This is a genomic window from Nocardia jiangxiensis NBRC 101359, assembly GCF_000308615.1.
Classification (GTDB): domain Bacteria; phylum Actinomycetota; class Actinomycetes; order Mycobacteriales; family Mycobacteriaceae; genus Nocardia; species Nocardia jiangxiensis.
Window position 1 is genome coordinate 379,321 of the sequence record NZ_BAGB01000076.1, and the last position, 17,572, is coordinate 396,892.

General features: G+C 67.8%; 10 protein-coding genes. 7 read left to right on the forward strand and 3 right to left on the reverse strand.

The genetic code is table 11. The features are described 5' to 3' along the window. The first annotated feature begins 9 nt into the window (after positions 1-9). The 7 genes from ON40_RS34320 (at position 10) to ON40_RS34355 (ending at position 12,619) form a co-directional block, all read left to right on the forward strand. Positions 10-2,574, forward strand: a complete 2,565-nt coding sequence (locus tag ON40_RS34320; RefSeq protein WP_245568110.1) for a DUF6049 family protein — start codon at positions 10-12, stop codon at positions 2,572-2,574. A gap of 1,390 nt (positions 2,575-3,964) precedes the next feature. Further along, on the forward strand, positions 3,965-7,792 hold the full coding sequence (locus ON40_RS34325) for a murein biosynthesis integral membrane protein MurJ (protein WP_040829270.1): 3,828 nt from the start codon (positions 3,965-3,967) through the stop codon (positions 7,790-7,792). Positions 7,793-8,025: 233 nt separating this feature from the next. Continuing rightward, positions 8,026-8,589: an RNA polymerase sigma factor SigM gene (gene sigM, locus ON40_RS34330; RefSeq protein ID WP_040829411.1), complete on the forward strand. Its 564-nt coding sequence runs from the start codon at positions 8,026-8,028 to the stop codon at positions 8,587-8,589. Positions 8,590-8,774: 185 nt separating this feature from the next. After that, entirely contained in the window at positions 8,775-9,647 is an 873-nt protein-coding gene (locus ON40_RS48565; protein ID WP_157186580.1) for an RsmA family anti-sigma factor, read from the forward strand. Positions 9,648-9,779: 132 nt separating this feature from the next. Next, positions 9,780-10,766, forward strand: a complete 987-nt coding sequence (gene trxB / locus ON40_RS34345) for a thioredoxin-disulfide reductase (RefSeq protein WP_040829272.1) — start codon at positions 9,780-9,782, stop codon at positions 10,764-10,766. A 25-nt stretch (positions 10,767-10,791) separates the two neighbouring features. Next, a complete protein-coding gene (gene trxA / locus ON40_RS34350) occupies positions 10,792-11,118 on the forward strand; it encodes a thioredoxin (protein ID WP_040829273.1) in 327 nt (108 codons plus the stop codon). 301 nt (positions 11,119-11,419) lie between these two features. Continuing rightward, a complete protein-coding gene (locus tag ON40_RS34355) occupies positions 11,420-12,619 on the forward strand; it encodes an N-acetylmuramoyl-L-alanine amidase (protein ID WP_040829274.1) in 1,200 nt (399 codons plus the stop codon). Between the two features lie 103 nt (positions 12,620-12,722). Here ON40_RS34355 and ON40_RS34360 read toward each other — a convergent pair whose 3' ends face one another. The 3 genes from ON40_RS34360 to ON40_RS34370 form a co-directional block, all read right to left on the reverse strand. Beyond that, positions 12,723-13,475 carry a GNAT family N-acetyltransferase gene (locus ON40_RS34360; protein ID WP_040829275.1) on the reverse strand — a complete coding sequence of 251 codons (753 nt, stop codon included), beginning with the start codon at positions 13,473-13,475 and terminating at the stop codon, positions 12,723-12,725. 207 nt (positions 13,476-13,682) lie between these two features. Next, positions 13,683-14,699: a ParB/RepB/Spo0J family partition protein gene (locus tag ON40_RS34365; RefSeq protein WP_040829276.1), complete on the reverse strand. Its 1,017-nt coding sequence runs from the start codon at positions 14,697-14,699 to the stop codon at positions 13,683-13,685. A gap of 4 nt (positions 14,700-14,703) precedes the next feature. Continuing rightward, positions 14,704-15,705, reverse strand: a complete 1,002-nt coding sequence (locus ON40_RS34370; RefSeq protein WP_051193974.1) for a ParA family protein — start codon at positions 15,703-15,705, stop codon at positions 14,704-14,706. Positions 15,706-17,572: the final 1,867 nt, after the last annotated feature.

Consider the following 17,572-nt stretch of genomic DNA (forward strand, 5'->3'; position numbering starts at 1 on the left):
GAGGCGTCGATGAGTCAGCTCATGGACGCCCCGCAGGCGCGGGCGCGCACACTGTCTCGACACCGCTGGGCGGCGATCCTCGCCGTCCTGGTCCTCGGGGTGCTGAACCTCGGTCTCACCGGCCCGGCCGCCGCGGAGCCGTCGGGGGTCGGCGATTCCTCCTCGACGCCGAAGTTCCTCAAGCTCACACTCGACTCGGTGTCGCCGAACACGGTCACCACCAGCAGTGATTCGGTGGTGACCATCACCGGGACGGTCACCAACATCGGTGATCGCATGGTGGACGACATCGAGGTGCGAACCCAGCGCACCGGTGCGATCACCGATCCACGCGGGCTGCGTTCGGCCCTGCGGCTGGATCAGTCCAGTTATCCGGTCGCCACGCCGTTCGTGGATGTGGCGAATCGGTTGAGTCCCGGGCAGCGCAAGCAGTTCACTCTGCGGGTGGGCGTTCGGGCCGGTAGTAGAGGCACGCCGGGAAGTGCGCCGGTCACCGCATCGCTGGATATCCCCGGTCCGGGGGTGTATCCGCTGCTGCTGAACGTCAACGGGACGCCCGCGTATGGCGGTCAGGCCCGCTTGGACGACGCGCGTTTCCTGCTCCCGGTGCTGGGCCTGCCCTCGCCGGCGGGTGACTCGGATCAGAAGTCCGCACAATCTGTTTCGGCCCCGACCGACGCACCCGTCGCGACGACCATGCTGTGGCCGCTGGCCGACCGGCCGAGACTGGTGGCCGGAATCCCGGGCTCGGTGAACGGCAAGGCACTGCTGACCGATGACGAACTGGCCGGTGAGCTGGCCACCGGCGGACGCCTGGATCAGCTGCTGGGCGCGCTGGAATCGGCGGTGCACCCCGATTCGGCCGGGACCTCCGCCAATGTCGCCAGTGCGCTGTGTCTGGCCGTGGATCCCGACCTGCTGCTCACCGTGTCGGATATGACCAACGGATATCGGGTGCTGGCCAGTCCGTCCGATCCGGACGGCCCGACTCGTGATGGCACCGGCACCGATGCCGCGAAGGCATGGCTGAATCGGCTGCGCGCGCTGGCGCCGACGATGTGCACCGTCAGCCTGCCGTTCGCGCAGGTCGATCTGTCCGCCTTGGCCGCCGTGCACGATTCCGCGCTGACCTCCCGCGCGATCTCCTCGCCGACCGATCTGGTCGATCAGATCCTGTCGATGCGGTCGATGCACGGGGTGAGCCTGCCCGAATCCGGCAGTATCGACTCCGATGCGGCGACGATGCTCGGCCAGCACGGTTTCACCTCCGCGGTGTTGGCCGACAACGCCGTCGCGCCCGCCGGGACGACCGGCACCTCGAGCAGCTCCGGTTCCTCGACGCACAGCGCGACGACGGTATCGGCGAGTTCGAGCACCGCGACCCCCGCGACCGTGCGCCTGCCCGGTCCGACACCGCCCGCCGCGCCGTCGAACGGAACCTCCACGCCCGATCCGGGCATGAAGGTGTCCACCTTCGACATCTGGCCGGCCACGGCGCTGGCCGCGGTCGGCTCCAATCCGCCGACGCCCGCGTTCACACCCGAGAACGTGCGTTACGACGTGGCCAAGGATTCGCGGACCGCACGTCTGCAGGACGCGCTCGGCGCGATGTCGTGGACCGCGCTCAATCCGCAGCCGAATCGGCCACGTTCGCAGCTGCTCATGCCGCCGCAGCAGTGGAGCGCCAACCGGGACGAGGCCGCCACACTGCTGACCCAGTTGCAGACGCTGGTGCACAGCGGTCTGGCGACGCCGCGGTCGTTCCAGGATCTGCTTGCCGTCCAGGCGGATTCGCACCCGTACGAGGTGAGTCATCCGTCCGGCGCGTCGTCGGGCGCGGTGCCCGATAGTTTCGTCGCACCGGTTCAGCAGCAGGCCGGGCGGATCACCGATCTGACGAACACCCTGGTCGAGGTGCCGCAGCAGGAGCCGACCCCGCAGACCTTCGTGACCCCGCTGCGGGACGATCTGGTGCGTACGTTGTCGCTGTCCGATCGCACCAGCACCGGTTCGCAGGCCGACACCGCCGCACAACGTCGTCTCGACCAGACCACCACCGCCCTGGACGGACTGTTCCGATCGGTCACCGTGCTGCCCCCGGGCGGGGTGTACACGCTGGCGTCGGAGCAGAGTCCGCTGCTGCTGGTCGCGCGGAACGAACTGCCCGTCGCGGCCCGGATCCGGTTCAAGATCGGCGTCCCGTCCGGGACCGACATCACCGATATCGGCGAACAGACCATCCCCGCGGAGGGCACCCGGTCGTTCCAGATCCCGACGAAGGTCAGTGACAGCCGAAGTCTGACGATTCCGATCTCCATTACCACACCCGACGGCATCGCGCTCGGCAACGCCACCTCGGTCAAGGTACGGTCCAACGCATACGGTTCAGCGTTGGCGATAATTACCGCATGTGCCGGTGCACTGCTGTTCCTGTTGGCCGGTCGCCGCTTGTGGCGGCGCTTCCGGGGACAGCCCGATCCGGCCGACGAGGGGTTGGACCCGGGGAAGCGACGCAGACTGAACAGATATCTGCGCGCGCGGACGCGGGTCCTGCAGCGACAGGAGACACCATGATCCAGTACAGCGACCGAGCGGACGGGGCCGGACACGGCACGACCGCTCGGGGTGTCCCGTCGTGCCCGGGTGAGTTCGCCGACGCGTCCGGGCCCGGCCGCCCGGCGCCGGGGGTCCGATGAGTGAATACGACGACCCTCGCCACCTGGATCCGGCCGGAGACGATTCGTCCCGGCGACGGCCACCTGTCGCGCCGTGGGAGCGGGGGGCCGCCACGCCGGACCAGTTCGGCGAGCCGGAGCCACCGCAGTCCCCGCCGCTGCGGGTACCGCTGACCGGACCCATTCCCCAGGTATCGCAGGCCGATCCGCGCGGACCGGAACAGCCGCCGCCGGGCGGAACCGTACGAGGCGTCCCGCCGGACCGCCGGACCGCCGACCGGATGCCGCCGAGCGGAACCATGCGTCAGTCCCCGCCGAACGGTGCGGAGCGTCGTCCTCCGCCGGACCGCATGCCCCCCGGTCCGGACCAGCGTCCGCCCAGCGGAACCATGCGACGGGTACCACCGGACCAGATCCCCCCGAGCGGGACGCCGCGACGGGTACCCCCGAACGCCCCCGATCAGCGTCCGCCGAGCGGAACCATGCGCCGGGTGCCTCCGGGCGAACCCGACATGCCGCCCAGCGGAACCGTCCGGCGCGTACCTCCCGCCGGACCCGACCAGACACCCCCCGGCGAGCGCCCGCGTCGCCCGCGCCCGGCCGGCCCCGACCAGCGTCCACCCAGCGGAACCATGCGACGGGTGCCTCGGGGCGAACCCGATCAGATGCCCCAGGACGACGCCGCACGACAGGCGCGCCCGCCCGCGCCCGATCGACAACCGCCGAGCGGAACCATGCGCCGGGTGCCTCCGGCCGGATCGGACCAGACACCTCCGGACGAAACCGGCCGTCGGCCCCGTCGAGGCGGACCGGATCAACGCCCACCCAGCGGGACCATGCGTCGAGTCCCTCCGGGCGGTCCGGACCAGACACCCTCGGACGAGCCGGCCCGCCGGACTCGCCCGGCGGGTCCGGACCGACGTCCGCCCACCGGGTCCATGCGACAGACGCCCCCGGACCGACGGACCGACGAACCCGGACCGCCGACCGGAGCCACCCGCCGGACACGGCGTGGACCGGTCCGCCGGACAGCACAGGACCAGCCGCCCTCCGGTCCGATCCGGCCGGACCAGCAGCCGCCCACCGGCGCGCGCCGCCGTGTTCCGCCGCAGGGCAGACCACCCGCACCGACGAGCGGACCGATCCGGCAGACCCCGCCCGGCGAACCCGAGGGCAGGGGACCGCGGCCCGGACAGCAGGGTCGCCGGACCGCATCCGGTCAACAGGCCCCGCCCGGACAGCAGCCCCGACGCCGCCGGCCGGCGGAAGGACGGCCCGGACCGCAACGCGTGCCCGCCCGGACCGAACGGTCCGAGTCCGGCGCGACCGCACAGCAGACCGAGGCCAAACCGGCGAGCTCGAATTCGCGGTTGCTCAGCGCCACCGGTTCGATCGCGATCGCCACACTCATCAGCCGGATCACCGGATTCGGTAAGCAGGCGCTGCTGCTCATGGCGCTCGGCCCCGCGGTCGCGAGTGCGTACACGGTCTCCAGCCAGATCCCGACGATGATCGAACAGTTGGTTCTGGGTGCGGTGCTGACCGCGTTCGTGGTCCCGACCCTCATCCGCGCGCAGAAAGAGGATCCCGATCGCGGCGCGGCGTTCATCCGGCGGCTGTTCACCACGGCCGCCGTGCTGCTGGGCACGGCCGCGGTGGTGTGTACCGCGATGGCCCCGGTGCTGACCAGGTATCTGTTCCTCACCCACGACGGCAAGGTCAGTACCGGACTGACCACCGCGCTGGCCTACCTGCTGATCCCGGCCGTGCTGTTCTACGGCATGTCATCGCTGTTGATGGCAGTGCTCAACACCCACGAGATCTTCAAGCCCGGCGCCTGGGCGCCGGTGTTGAACAATCTGACCACGCTGGTCGTGCTGGGCCTGTACATGCTGTTGCCCGGCGAGATCTCGCTGGATCCGGTTCGGATGGGGCAGCCGAAACTGCTGCTGCTGGGCTGCGGTATCACCTTCGGTGTCTTCGTACAGGTCGCGAGCATGGTCCCGGCGATCCGGCGAACCGGTATCGACCTGCGGCCGCTGTGGGGTATGGACGCCCGGCTCAAGCAGTTCGGCGGCATGGCCAGCGCGGTCGTACTCTACGTGCTGATCAGCCAGGTCGGATTCGTCTTCGCCACCCGGGTCTCCTCGCACTGGGATGTGGCGGGCCCGGCGATCGTCAACCAGGCATGGCTGCTGTTGCAGCTGCCCTACGGCGTGCTGGGCGTCACGGTGCTGACCGCGATCATGCCCCGGCTCAGTCGCAACGCCGCCGACGACGACACTCCCGCGGTGGTCGACGATCTCGGCGCCGCGACCCGGTTGACCATGATCGCCCTGGTTCCGGTGGTGCTGTTCCTGACCGTGGCCGGGCCGCAGGTCGGCGAAGTGCTGTACGGCTACGGCCATTTCGGTCACGACAACGCGCATCGGCTGGGCGAGGCGGTCAGCTGGTCGGCCTTCACCCTGATCCCGTACGCATTGGTACTGATCCACCTTCGCGTCTTCTATGCCCGCGAACAGGCCTGGACACCGACCTGGATCATCCTGGGCATCACCGCGGTGAAGATCCTGGTCTGCGTGATCGCACCGCTGGTCGTCAGTCCGGACCAGGTGGTGATGGCGCTGAGCATGGCCACCGGCCTGGGCTTCCTGGCCGGCGCGGTGATCGGCGGCTGGCTGCTGCACCGCAGCCTGGGCGACCTGCGAATGTCCAACGTCGGCCGCACGGTGACCCGAGTGGTGCTGGCGTCGGTCGCCGGTGCGGCGGTCACGGTGATCATCGATCAACTTCTGGGCGTGTCGCGGCTGCACCACGGACTCGGTTCGCTGTTCCGGGTCGGCGTCGACGGCATCGTGATGTTCGGCGTCGCCTTCGGGCTGATGCGGCTGGTCGGCATTCCGGAGATCGTCGCGATCACCGTCGCGATCTCCCGCAAGCTGGGCTTCACTCCGCCAGCGCCCGACCTCGACCTCGACGGTCCGGCGGGCGACGACCACGAGACGATGCTGCTGCCACGGCCCGAACTGGCACAGCCGTACTACTACCGGTACGACCCGTACACCGACGCGCAAACCATGGTGCTGCCCGTCATCCGGCCGGACGCAGTTGACCGTACCGGCGGGGGCGAGTTCCCGTACCCTGTTCGGCAGAGAAACGCAAATGCCGATCCCGGCGGTCGCGGAGAAGCGAATATCGCTTCTTCCGCAGCTCCAGGGCTCGGCCGGGTCGGCGACGGGCCGGGTGCGCCGCCGGCATACGGGACTTCGACACACCAGGGCGAAGGAGAAACAAGGGTGAGCGACGATGCGGCGGGCGGCGTCCCTGCCGCGCAAGCCGATGCCACCGCAACGAGGGCGGTGCGCACCGAGGACGTCGTGCCCGGCGAGGTTCCCCCGGGTGAGCGGGCGGAATCGGCCGAGGCGAGCAGCTATGCCGAGCCCGCTGCCGATTCCGTGGACGGGCATGCGCAGGACGAACGACCACATGATCCGACCTACGACACCGGCATGCTGCCGGTGGGTTCCCCCGAGATGCCGCCGATGCGCGTCGAATCGCCGTCCAAGCGGTCGCAGCGCGGTCCGAAGCTGATCCCGGGTGCCTCGGTCGCCGGTGGCCGCTACCGGCTGCTGGCCGACTGCGGGGGCGCCCGCGGTCTGCAGTTCTGGCAGGCGCTGGATGTGAAGCTGGACCGCGAGGTCGCGCTGACCTTCGTGGACGCCGATCAGAAGGCCGCCGACAACTCGGGGCACGACGGCCCGCAGGCGATCCTGTCCCGCACGTTGCGGCTGGGCCGGATCAACTCCCCGGGCCTGGCCCGGGTGCTGGACGTGGTGCGCGGCAGCTCCGGCGGCATCGTGGTGGCCGAGTGGACTCCCGGACGGTCACTGCGCGAGATGGCCGAGACCAGGCCCTCGCCGATCGGCGCCGCGCGCGCGGTCCGCGCCCTGGCCGCGGCGGCCGAACTGGCCCATCGCGGCGGCGGTTCGCTGTCCATCGACCATCCGGATCGGGTGCGAATCAGTGCGTCCGGCGATGCGGTGCTGGCCTTCCCCGGCACACTCGGCGATTCGGACGCGCAGTCCGACGTGCGCGGGCTGGGCGCGATGCTGTACGCGCTGATCACCGCGCGCTGGCCGATCCGCACCGGCGGGTTGAGCGGTGCGGCCGCCACCGTGGGCGGGCTGAAACTGGCCGATTCCGGCCCCGACGGTTCGCCGGTCGAGCCGCGGCAGATCCGCCCGGAGACTCCGTTCGAGATCTCCGCGGTCGCGGTCCGCTCGCTGGAGTCGAACAAGGGTGTGCGCACCGCGGCGACGGTTCAGCACGTGCTCGAGCAGGCCTCGGTGGTCGACCAGAAGACCGATTTCATCCCGGTGCTGCGACTGGGGCAGCGCGCGCAGGCGCTACCCGACGAATCGCTGGCCGATCCGGAACTGCTCGCCGCGGAGAAGGAACGCTCGCAGCGGATGATGTGGATCCTGGTCGGGCTGGGTGTGCTGGCGGCGCTGGTGGTCGGGGTGATCATCTGGTGGCTGCTGAGCGTCTTCGCACCGCCCACCTCCAACGCACCCCTGGACGACCAGCGCAAACTCGGTCTGACCACGGCAGCGGTGGCCCCGGCCCCCTCGAACGCGGCCACCTCGGCGCCGGCGAGCAGCGTCGCCGCCGGCGCCGGGGTGCCGGTTCCGCTGACCGCGGCCACCGTGTTCTCACCCGAGGGCACCCCGGACGACCCGAGCCACGTCTCGGCGGTGCTGGACGGCAATCCGACCACGACGTGGCGCACCGACCAGTATTTCCAGCAGTTCCCGTCGCTGAAGAAGGGTGTGGGCGTCCTGACCACCCTGGGCAGCCCGAGCAAGCTGACCAAGGTGAGCATCAATTCGCCGAGTGCGGGCACGGTCGTCGAGGTCCGCACCTCGCCGACCGCCTCGCCCACGCTCGATCAGACCCAGCTGATCGGCCAGGCCACCCTCGGCAACGGCACGACCAACATCCCCGTGCACAGCGATCAGCCGGTGAGTTACGTACTCATCTGGATCACCTCGCTGGCCCACTCCGGCAATCAGTACCAGTCGCAGATCGCCGATATCCGCTACGAAGCCGCCCGCTGATCCACTCTGGTTGCCTGCCCTTCGAACCTGCCGATATGATTCTCAGCGCGCTCTCAGCAGGGGAGCTTCCCGGGATCTGACGCCGCGGTCCTGGACGAGCGGTATGGGCAGATGTTCGATACAGGGCATCGTGCTGTCGAGAGCGCTGTGCCAAGGGGTATGTGTTGCCGTTTGAAGCGATCGAGCGATCCAGCGGGGGGACGTCCGAGGCGTCCGCTGTAGGCAGACGCCCGATCGATCCGGCCACGGCCACCGATGTCGAACTCCTCGATGCCCATGTCGCGGGTGATCGCGACGCATTCGGCGTGCTGTTCCGCCGCCACTACAACCACCTGTGGCAACTGGCCGTGCGCACCTGCCGGATCCAGGAGGATGCGGCGGATTCGCTGCAGGATGCCCTGTGGTCCGCGCACCGCAATGCCGCACGATTCCGCGGCGACGCCGAAGTGCGCAGCTGGCTGCATCGGATCGTGCTCAACGCCTGCCTGGATCGCATGCGGCGCAACAAGTCCCGTTACAGCGTATCGCTGTCCGACGAGAGCGTCGCCGAGCCCGTCGTGGAACGCGACGACATCGCCCGGCTCGAGGTATCGATGCTGGTCGACAGCGCGCTGATGCGGCTGCCCGACGATCAGCGCGCGGCGCTGGTGGCGATCGATATGGAAGGGTATAGCGTGGCGGAAGCGGCGCAGTTGCTGAGCGTCGCCGAGGGGACGATCAAGAGCCGGTGCGCGCGCGGCCGCAAGCGACTCCAACAGGAGTTGGAATTCCTGCGGAATCCCGGGAACCGGATGTAGTCGAGATGCGTCATTACTTAATGACGGACAAATTCCGTCATACTGGCAGGCTCCGTCCGGGACGGGGCGGCGAGTACCAACTTTTTCACACGGCCCACCCCGGAGAGGCGATGGATGACAAGGGCGAAGCCGCCGAGCATCGGCGCCGACCCGGGGTGAGCGATTCGGACGACCCAGGAGGTTCGATGGCGGCACGCTCGGCTCCGCAACCTCCCTTCTCCACCGATCTCCTGGCCGATCTGCACGCCGACAATGTCGCCCCCGATCTCTCCGAACAGCTCTGGCCGCAGGTCCGGCGCGATCCGGAAGCCCTGCGATTCCTCCGCTCACTCGACGACGTCACCACGGAATTGCGGAGTCTGGGCCAGGAGTCCGCGATTCTGCATCCGATGCCCACCCAGGTCACGGCGCGGATGGACGCACTCCTGGACCAGCTCTCCTGCGGTAACGCCGCGGTAGCCGCCGATCCGGCCGCACCGGATCCCGAACCGGCCGAACACGTCGCCACTGTGCATCGCCTGCCCGTGGCCCGTCCGGCCCAGGAGCTACCGAGAACGCACCCCCTGCCGGTCGTGGACCCCGAGCACCCCGACGCCGACAGCACGCCCGCCGACAGCGAGCCGATACCCCTGCGCGCCGACCGGCGACGCTGGCGCTGGCTCGCCGCGGCGGCCGCCGCCGTGGTCGTCGTGGCCGGATCTCTGATCACGGTGGATGCCCTGCGGAGCCAGCAGAGCCCGCCGACCGCGCTGCCCACCCAGCAGTCCGGCGACAACGTCCAGATCTCCGACGATCTCCCGGTCTCCCAGTTGCTCGGCGCCATGGGCCGCCGGGATCTGAGCGGTCCGCTCGCCGATCACACGGCCCTGGTCGGCTGCGTCAGCGCGGCTGGTCTGGACCGGTCGATACTCGGCGCGATGAACGCCACCTACCACGGTGAGCCCGCGGTGCTGATCCTGCTCACCGGCCCGAATTCGCCCAAGATCACCGCGCTCATCGTCGGCCGGGATTGCGGTCCGGGCAATCCGCACGTGTTGGTGACCCAGGACATCGGCTGAGCGGTATCGGTCGGCCACCGCGCGATGCGGTCCGGCTCACACCCCGTGCGCTGGCCGTTCGGGGGCGGGAACAACAGCGTTTACCCTGTTGTTGACCGACACGCCTGTTGAAACTTTCCTCGGAAGGGCCTCATGAGTACGCAAGTTCGCGACCTGATCATCGTCGGCTCCGGCCCCGCCGGCTATACCGCCGCGGTCTACGCCGCGCGCGCCGAGCTCGAACCATTGCTGTTCGAGGGCACCCAGTTCGGCGGCGCGCTGATGACAACGACCGAGGTGGAGAACTTCCCCGGCTTCCGCGAGGGCATCATGGGCCCCGACCTCATGGACGAGATGCGCGAGCAGGCCAAGCGTTTCGGCGCGGACATTCGCACCGAGGACGTCGACGCGCTGGACCTGTCCGGCCCGATCAAGAAGGTCACCGTCGGCGATGAGACCTATCAGGCCTACGCGGTCATCCTGGCCATGGGCTCGGCGGCCCGCTACCTCGACGTTCCGGGTGAGCAGCAGTTGCTCGGCCGCGGCGTGAGCGCCTGTGCCACCTGTGACGGCTTCTTCTTCAAGGGCCAGGACATCGTCGTGGTCGGCGGCGGCGACTCGGCCATGGAGGAAGCGATCTTCCTCACGAAATTCGCCTCGAGCGTCACGATCGTGCACCGCCGCGAGGAGTTCCGCGCCTCCCGCATCATGCTCGAGCGCGCCCGCGCGAACGAGAAGATCCGTTTCGTGCTGAACTCCGAAGTGGCACAGGTGAACGGGGAGAACAGCGTCACCAGCCTGACCCTGCGCGACACGCGCACCGGTGAGACCTCCGAACTCGCCGCGACCGGCCTGTTCGTCGCGATCGGCCACGACCCGCGCAGCGAATTGGTCCGCGGCCAGGTCGATCTCGACTCCGAGGGCTATGTGCAGGTCAACGACCCGAACACCTACACCTCGCTGCCCGGCGTGTTCGCCGCGGGCGATCTGGTCGACCACACCTACCGGCAGGCCATCACCGCGGCCGGCACCGGCTGCCGCGCGGCGATCGACGCCGAGCGCTGGCTCGCCGAACAGGGCGATATCACCAGCAACACGCTCGACAACGCCGACAAGCCGGTCGAAGTCTCCGCCAACTGATCCACCGCTCGAGGAGTTCAACACGATGTCCGATGCCACGAAGACCGTCACCGACGCCACCTTCGCCCAGGATGTACTGGGTAGCGACAAGCCTGTACTCGTCGACTTCTGGGCGGACTGGTGCGGCCCGTGCAAGATGGTCGCCCCGGTGCTGGAGGAGATCGCGGCCACGCACAGCGACAAGCTGACCATCGCCAAGATCGACGCCGACGCCAACCCGACCACCTCGCGGGACTACGGAGTCATGGCGCTGCCCACGATGATCCTGTTCTCCGAGGGTAAGGAGACCAAGCGGATCACCGGCGCCAAGGGCAAGGCCGCGCTGCTGCGCGAGCTCGACGGCGTCATCTGACAAGCATTCGCCTCACAGCGGCGGCGGCACGGGTTAGTATTTCGTCGCCGTCCGCTGGGCGCGTGTGCTTTTCGCACGGCCAGCGAGACTCCGTGGTTACGCAAAGACGCGCCAACTCCGGGGTAGGATCCTCTGCACTCGCCAGAATTGCAGAAATTCGGTCCGGGTCTGAGACAATCGACCGACGTTCCGGACGTGTGCCCCGCGGGGATCGCGCCCTGGCACACCCCCGAAAGAGCTTCGGGAGTGGACGGTCCCAGAAATGGGTACCCGGGTTGGCGGAAGGAAAGGGCTCTCACGCATGCACCGACTTCGTCACGGCGATACCGGTCCAGCCGTAACAGAGGTTCGGAGCACCCTCGCAAGTCTCGGTTTCCTCCACATGCATCCGCACGGAGCAGACCGTTCCGACGGCCATGGTGAGTTCTGGAAAGAGACGGACGGCGTCTTCGATCACGATCTCGATTCCGCTGTGCGCGCGTTCCAGCAGCACCGCGGACTGCTCGTCGACGGCGTCGTGGGTCCGGCCACCTATCGCGCACTCAAGGAGGCGTCCTACCGCCTCGGTGCGCGCACCCTGATCTATCAGCTCTCCGCCCCGCTGTACGGCGATGATGTGGCCACGCTGCAGCGTCGTCTGCAGGATCTGGGCTTCTACGTACATCGTGTCGACGGCTACTTCGGCCCGCAGACGCACGATGCGCTGACCGCGTTCCAGCGCGAGATCGGCCTGTCCGCGGACGGCATCTGCGGTCCGGACACGCTGCGTTCGCTGGATCTGTTGGGCGCCCGCGTCACCGGTGGCAATCCGCACCGGATCGCGGAGGAAGAGGTCGTGCACCGGGCCGGGCCGCAGCTGACCGGTAAGCGGATCGTCATCGACCCGGGGATGGGCGGTCCCGACAAGGGCGTCACCGTGCCAACCGAATTCGGCGACGTCTACGAGTCGGAGATCCTGTGGGATCTGGCGAGTCGGCTCGAGGGCCGGATGGCCGCAACCGGCATGGAGACGTTCCTGTCCCGGCCGTGGGGAGCGAATCCGACCGATGCCGAACGCGCGGAGATCTCCAACACCTTCGACGCGGATCTGATGATCTCGCTGCGTTGCGCGACCAACCCCAGCACCCTGGCCAGCGGCGTCGCCAGCTTCCACTTCGGCAATTCGCACGGTTCGGTATCGATGATCGGTCAGGTACTGGCCGGATTCATCCAGCGCGAAATCGTCGCTCGCACATCACTGCAGGACTGCCGCACCCATTCACGCACCTGGGATCTGCTGCGCCTGACCAAGATGCCGACCGTTCAGGTCGACATCGGCTATCTCACAAACGATTACGACGCATCGGTGCTTACCAACCCGCGGATGCGCGATGTGATCGCCGAGGCGATCCTCATCTCGGTGAAGCGCTTGTACCTCCTGGGCCAGGACGACCAGCCCACCGGCACATACACCTTCGCCGAACTCCTCGCGGAAGAGCTGGCCGCAGCAGATTCCAATTAGGTCACCCGGCTCTACGCGACTTGGGTGAGTCCCCGGCTGCGCGGGATGGAGTCGGCCGCCGGACACGTACCGCTTTGTGGCCATACGTGTCCAGGGCGTCCGATTATCGGCAGCCGACTCGGGTCGGGGTGGTGCTTGCTGCCGCGGCGGCCAGGAGCTGGTCGAGGGCGCGTTCGACGTCCTCTTTCCAGAGGTGGTCGCTGTCGAGTTCGAGGCGCAGGCGGGGGAAGCGCTGGTGTGGGGCGACGACCGAGAATCCGACATCCTCGAGGAACTCGGCGTCGATCATGCAGCCCTCGGGGGAGCAGGCACCGTTGGCACGGGAGGCCGAGGGCGTTCCGGCCGAAGGGATTCCGGTGCCGGGAGTATCGATCCGTTCCATCAGAAACATCGAACTGATCGAGCGGGTGGGCAGCATCGTGGCGGCCGGATCCTGACGGATACCGAACGCCTCGATCGCGCGAACACCTCGACGCATCAGATCGGCCACCACGGCCTGCATCAGCCGATGTGCGACACTGGTGTCCTGATAGGGGAATTCGGCGCGCAGCGTGGTCAGCAGGACCGCGTCCGGGCTCACCGGTGAGGTGGGGAACAGGCCCGCCCGCGGCACCACGCTCGGCGGTGAGTACAGCGCGCAGCCGGCGGGCTGGCCGTCGACGAGCGCGACCTGTCCGCACGAACCCCATTCGAGCATGACCGTGGACAGCCATGCTTCCTTCTCGAAGACCGGATCGCTGAATTCGCGAGAGTCTTCGGCCACGGCGGGGTCGATCTCCCAGAACACGCATCGGCGTGCGTGTGTCGGAAGCTTGTCGAGCCCGCCGAGGCTCAGTGCGGTCACGCTCGTCGACACCGCTCTGCTCAGCCTCCAGCTGTCGGATTCATCCACGCTCACGTGGCATCAATATCTTCTCGCCAGCAAGAATAAGCGATCAACACGAACCGCCTCATTTCCGTCGCTGCGCTCGATGGCATACGCCGTCACAGTGACGTTTCGGCGCAAAGGCAATATAGTCATCGGGTGCTCATGGTTTTCGCCCGTATGTTTACGGTGTCAGGACTACTGCTGTTTTTCCATCAGTGTGACGATGCGCTCGAGATCGGCCAAATCACCGAACTCGACGGTGATCTTGCCCTTCTTCTTACCCATGCTCACGGTGACGCGGGTATCGAACGAATCGGCCAGGCGCTCGGCCAGACGATCCAGACCCGGGGCATAGACGGGCTTGCGCTCGGGGGCGGGCTTGCGCTCCTGTTCCGGATACCGGTTCGCCAGCGTCACCGCCTCTTCGGTCGCCCGGACCGAAAGCCCTTCCGCGACGATCCGTTCCGCCAACTTCTCCTGGGCCTCGGCGCCGGCGTCCAGCCCCAGCAGTGCACGGGCATGACCCGCCGACAGAACCCCGGCCGCAACCCGCCGCTGCACCGGGATCGGCAGCTTGAGCAGACGGATCATATTGGTGACGACCGGTCGGGATCGGCCGATCCGATTCGCCAGTTCCTCGTGGGTGACGTCGAATTCCTCGAGCAGCTGCTGATAGGCGGCTGCCTCTTCCAGAGGATTGAGCTGCACGCGGTGGATGTTCTCCAGCAACGCGTCACGCAGCATGGCATCGTCGGTGGTTTCCCGAACGATCGCCGGAATCGTCGCCAGTCCCGCGTCCTGGCAGGCACGCCAGCGACGCTCACCCATGACGATCTGATAGCGGGCGGGGGAGCCGTTATCGGTCGTGGCGGTCCCGCTCAGCGCGCGCACCACGATCGGTTGCATCAGGCCGAATTCGCGGATCGAGTGGATCAGCTCATCGAGCGCGTCCTGTTCGAAAACCTGACGCGGCTGTTTGGGATTGGGCTGAATCTCCTCGGCCGGGATCTCGCGGTAGACCGCTCCGGCATCGGTGTCGGCAGCCGGATCGGGGACCCGGTGCAGATACGCCTCCGCAGGATGCGGTCCGATCGGATCGAGGCCGATGACGGCGTTCGCCGCGGCACTCCCGAGTCCCTGCACCTCGGCGGGACCGGTCGGGATCAGCGCGGCCAGCCCGCGCCCTAATCCACCCTTCTTCGCCTGACTCATCGGCTTATCGGCCCCTTTCCTCATTCACATCGCCGCCCTCGGTAACCGGCGTTGCCGCAACCGGATCCGGCGCATACGTCGCACCGACGGCGCGAGCCGCCATTTCCCGACCGGCATCCAGGTAGCTCATGGCGCCACGAGAACCGGGGTCGTAATCGAGAACCGTCATACCGTAGCCCGGTGCCTCGGAGACCTTCACACTGCGTGGAATGACCGATCGCAGAACCACATCACCGAAGTGTCCGCGGACCTCCTCGGCGACCTGATCGGCCAGTTTGGTACGGCCGTCATACATTGTGAGGACCACCGTCGAGACGTGCAGTTCCGGATTGAGATGCGACTGGACCAGGCCGATATTGCGCAGCAGCTGTCCCACACCTTCCAGCGCGTAGTACTCGCACTGGATCGGGATGAGGACCTCTTTCGCGGCCACCATCGCGTTGACCGTCAGCAGACCGAGTGAGGGCGGGCAGTCGATCATCACGTAGTCGATCTCGTACCCGGCCAGATTCGCTTCTTGAATCGCGGTCTTGAGGCGGCCTTCCCGGGCGACCATGGAGACCAGTTCGATCTCGGCGCCTGCCAGGTCGATCGTGGCCGGGATGCACAACAGGCGCTCGTTGTGCGGACTCTGCTGGATCGCATCCTGGACGGGGATCTCCCCGATGAGGAGTTCGTAGCTCGACGGAATACCGGAGTGATGATCGACGCCGAGGGCGGTGCTGGCATTACCCTGCGGATCGAGATCGATTACGAGAACGGTCATCCCCTGCAGCGCGAGCGCGGCGGCGAGGTTGACCGCCGTGGTGGTCTTACCGACACCACCCTTCTGATTGGCGATGGTGATGATGCGTTGTTCGCGCGGCTTCGGAATGTTCATCGAACCAGGGTGCAGGACCTGACTCGCTCGCTGCGCTTCCGCCGCGATCGGCGTGTCCGCAGTGGAGATACTTCCGAAGGGCGTGCGGCTGAAGTCCTCCGAGTCGAAGGCGTTGCCCTCCAGCATTCCGGGGACTCGCGAGGTTGTTTCCCGTGAAACTTTTGCCGGACCGTTCGACATACAGGCTCCTAACCCCGAGAACTTCAGACACGTGCCGGGCGTGGCTTCGGCGCCACGCGGCTCGAGTAGGCGGAGCGCCGCCTTGTTGCGAGACCGATAGCCATCCGGCGAGCTGCCGGGCACCGAGAAAATGCGCTCACACTCAACGACACTTAGCTTGCCAGTACCGGAGGCAATACGGAAGTTGAACCGCGGCAATCCTTCTCCGACACGCTGAGAATCGGTCAATTCGTATGTGCTTCTCCGCCAGGCGCACACCTTCCGCGATGTTTCACATGAAACCAGCGCACCCGGATCCAAGGTTCCGACGCTCACCCGCGCTCCGCCAACGAGCCTCTCCGCCCCCACTCTCGCTTCCTCTCTGCCACTTCGCCTCTTGCCACTTCGCCTCTTGCGCTTCCTCTCCGCTTCGCCTCTCCGCTTCGCCTCTCCGCTTCGCCTCTCCGCTTCGCCTCTCCGCTTCGCCTCTGCTGCTTCGCCTCTGCTGCTTCGCCTCTGCTGCGAGAGAAGGCGCACGCCGGCGAGGGCCAGGCGAGCGCAGGCTGAGGGGCCCAAGGCGAGCGCGGGCGAGGCGAATGCGCGCCAGGAGAGCGCGGACGAGGAGAAGGCGGACGGGCGAAGGGAGGAGAGGGGAGGAGCGAGGACGAGGGGAGTGGCTCATACGTTCAGCCCAGCCGCCGTCTCCATCGCACGAAACCCACCGACCGCATCGAAGTTCCTTGGCAGACCACCCCTGTCCGCTCTACTCGAGGGCCAGCTCCTCATGCCGGCCAGCTGTCCACCCTCGACCGGTCTGCCCGCGGACAGTCCCCCGGACCGCCCGAGCCCCCTGTCCGACCTGTCCGCCAACCACCGGTCAGGCCGCCTGAGTCACCCGGACCACCGATCTGCCGGTCCGCCCCCTCCTCGGTCCCGCTCTCTCTGTCCACCCCCTTCTACTCAGTCAGACACACCCGGTCCAACCGATCCGAATCCCTGACAGCCATCGGACCCGACACGTCCCGCAACGTCGCACACCCCGGACCAACCGATATCTCAACCGCCGCATCACCCGATCCAGAAGTCCTCGGCCCGAGATTCAGCTCAGCCAGCGCAGTCCAGACCCGCACCCGAGCCAACAGCTTCTGCTGTCCGCCATGCCCCAATCTCTCGCCCCGACACAGTCCGGGGTTCGCCAAGTTGCCTCGGTCCGGCCCTCCTCCGGCCCGAGGCATCCAGCTGTCCAACCCTCCCTCGATCCGTCAGAGACCGGCCCGACTAGACCGCGTCCATCGGTCCGCACATCGCACGGTCCGACAAACCCCCGCGCCGATGCCTCAACCCCCAACGCCTCCCGGCGAAAACTCCACGCTTCCCTCGCGCTTGATACCCCCCGGCGTGACAGCCCCTTTAGCCCGGCATGTCGCCGGTCAATCCATCCACCAGGACGGCGCATCTCGCACTCCAGCGCGCGCCCGACGGCGGTACGGCGGTCAATCCAGGGCATCGCCCGGCACGCTATCTCCCCGAGCCCAGAGCATCGCTCGGCCGGTACATCTCTCAGCCCGACACCTCACCCAGCCCCGCAGGTCCTCAGTCCACTACCTCACCCGACCACGCACGTTCTCAGCCCAGCGCATCACCGAACTCGGCAGATCACTCGGCCCGCCGCCCGATCACCCGGGCCAGCGCATCACCAAGCGCGGCACGTCGTCCCAGTCCGGCACATCGCCAAGGCTGACACGTCATCCGGCCTGCGCGTCCACACGGCTGGGCGCATCACCCAGTCCGGCGCATCACCCATCACCCAGTCCGGCGCATCACCCAGCCCGGC

What these genes read in the sequence shown, in the direction of transcription:
- ON40_RS34370 (WP_051193974.1), bottom strand. Translation starts at nt 15,705, where the DNA reads ATGCTGGAGGGCAACGCCTTCGACTCGGAGGACTTCAGCCGCACGCCC.
- trxA (WP_040829273.1), top strand. Translation starts at nt 10,792, where the DNA reads ATGTCCGATGCCACGAAGACCGTCACCGACGCCACCTTCGCCCAGGAT.
- ON40_RS34355 (WP_040829274.1), top strand. Translation starts at nt 11,420, where the DNA reads ATGCACCGACTTCGTCACGGCGATACCGGTCCAGCCGTAACAGAGGTT.
- ON40_RS34365 (WP_040829276.1), bottom strand. Translation starts at nt 14,699, where the DNA reads ATGAGTCAGGCGAAGAAGGGTGGATTAGGGCGCGGGCTGGCCGCGCTG.
- ON40_RS48565 (WP_157186580.1), top strand. Translation starts at nt 8,775, where the DNA reads ATGGCGGCACGCTCGGCTCCGCAACCTCCCTTCTCCACCGATCTCCTG.
- trxB (WP_040829272.1), top strand. Translation starts at nt 9,780, where the DNA reads ATGAGTACGCAAGTTCGCGACCTGATCATCGTCGGCTCCGGCCCCGCC.
- ON40_RS34320 (WP_245568110.1), top strand. Translation starts at nt 10, where the DNA reads ATGAGTCAGCTCATGGACGCCCCGCAGGCGCGGGCGCGCACACTGTCT.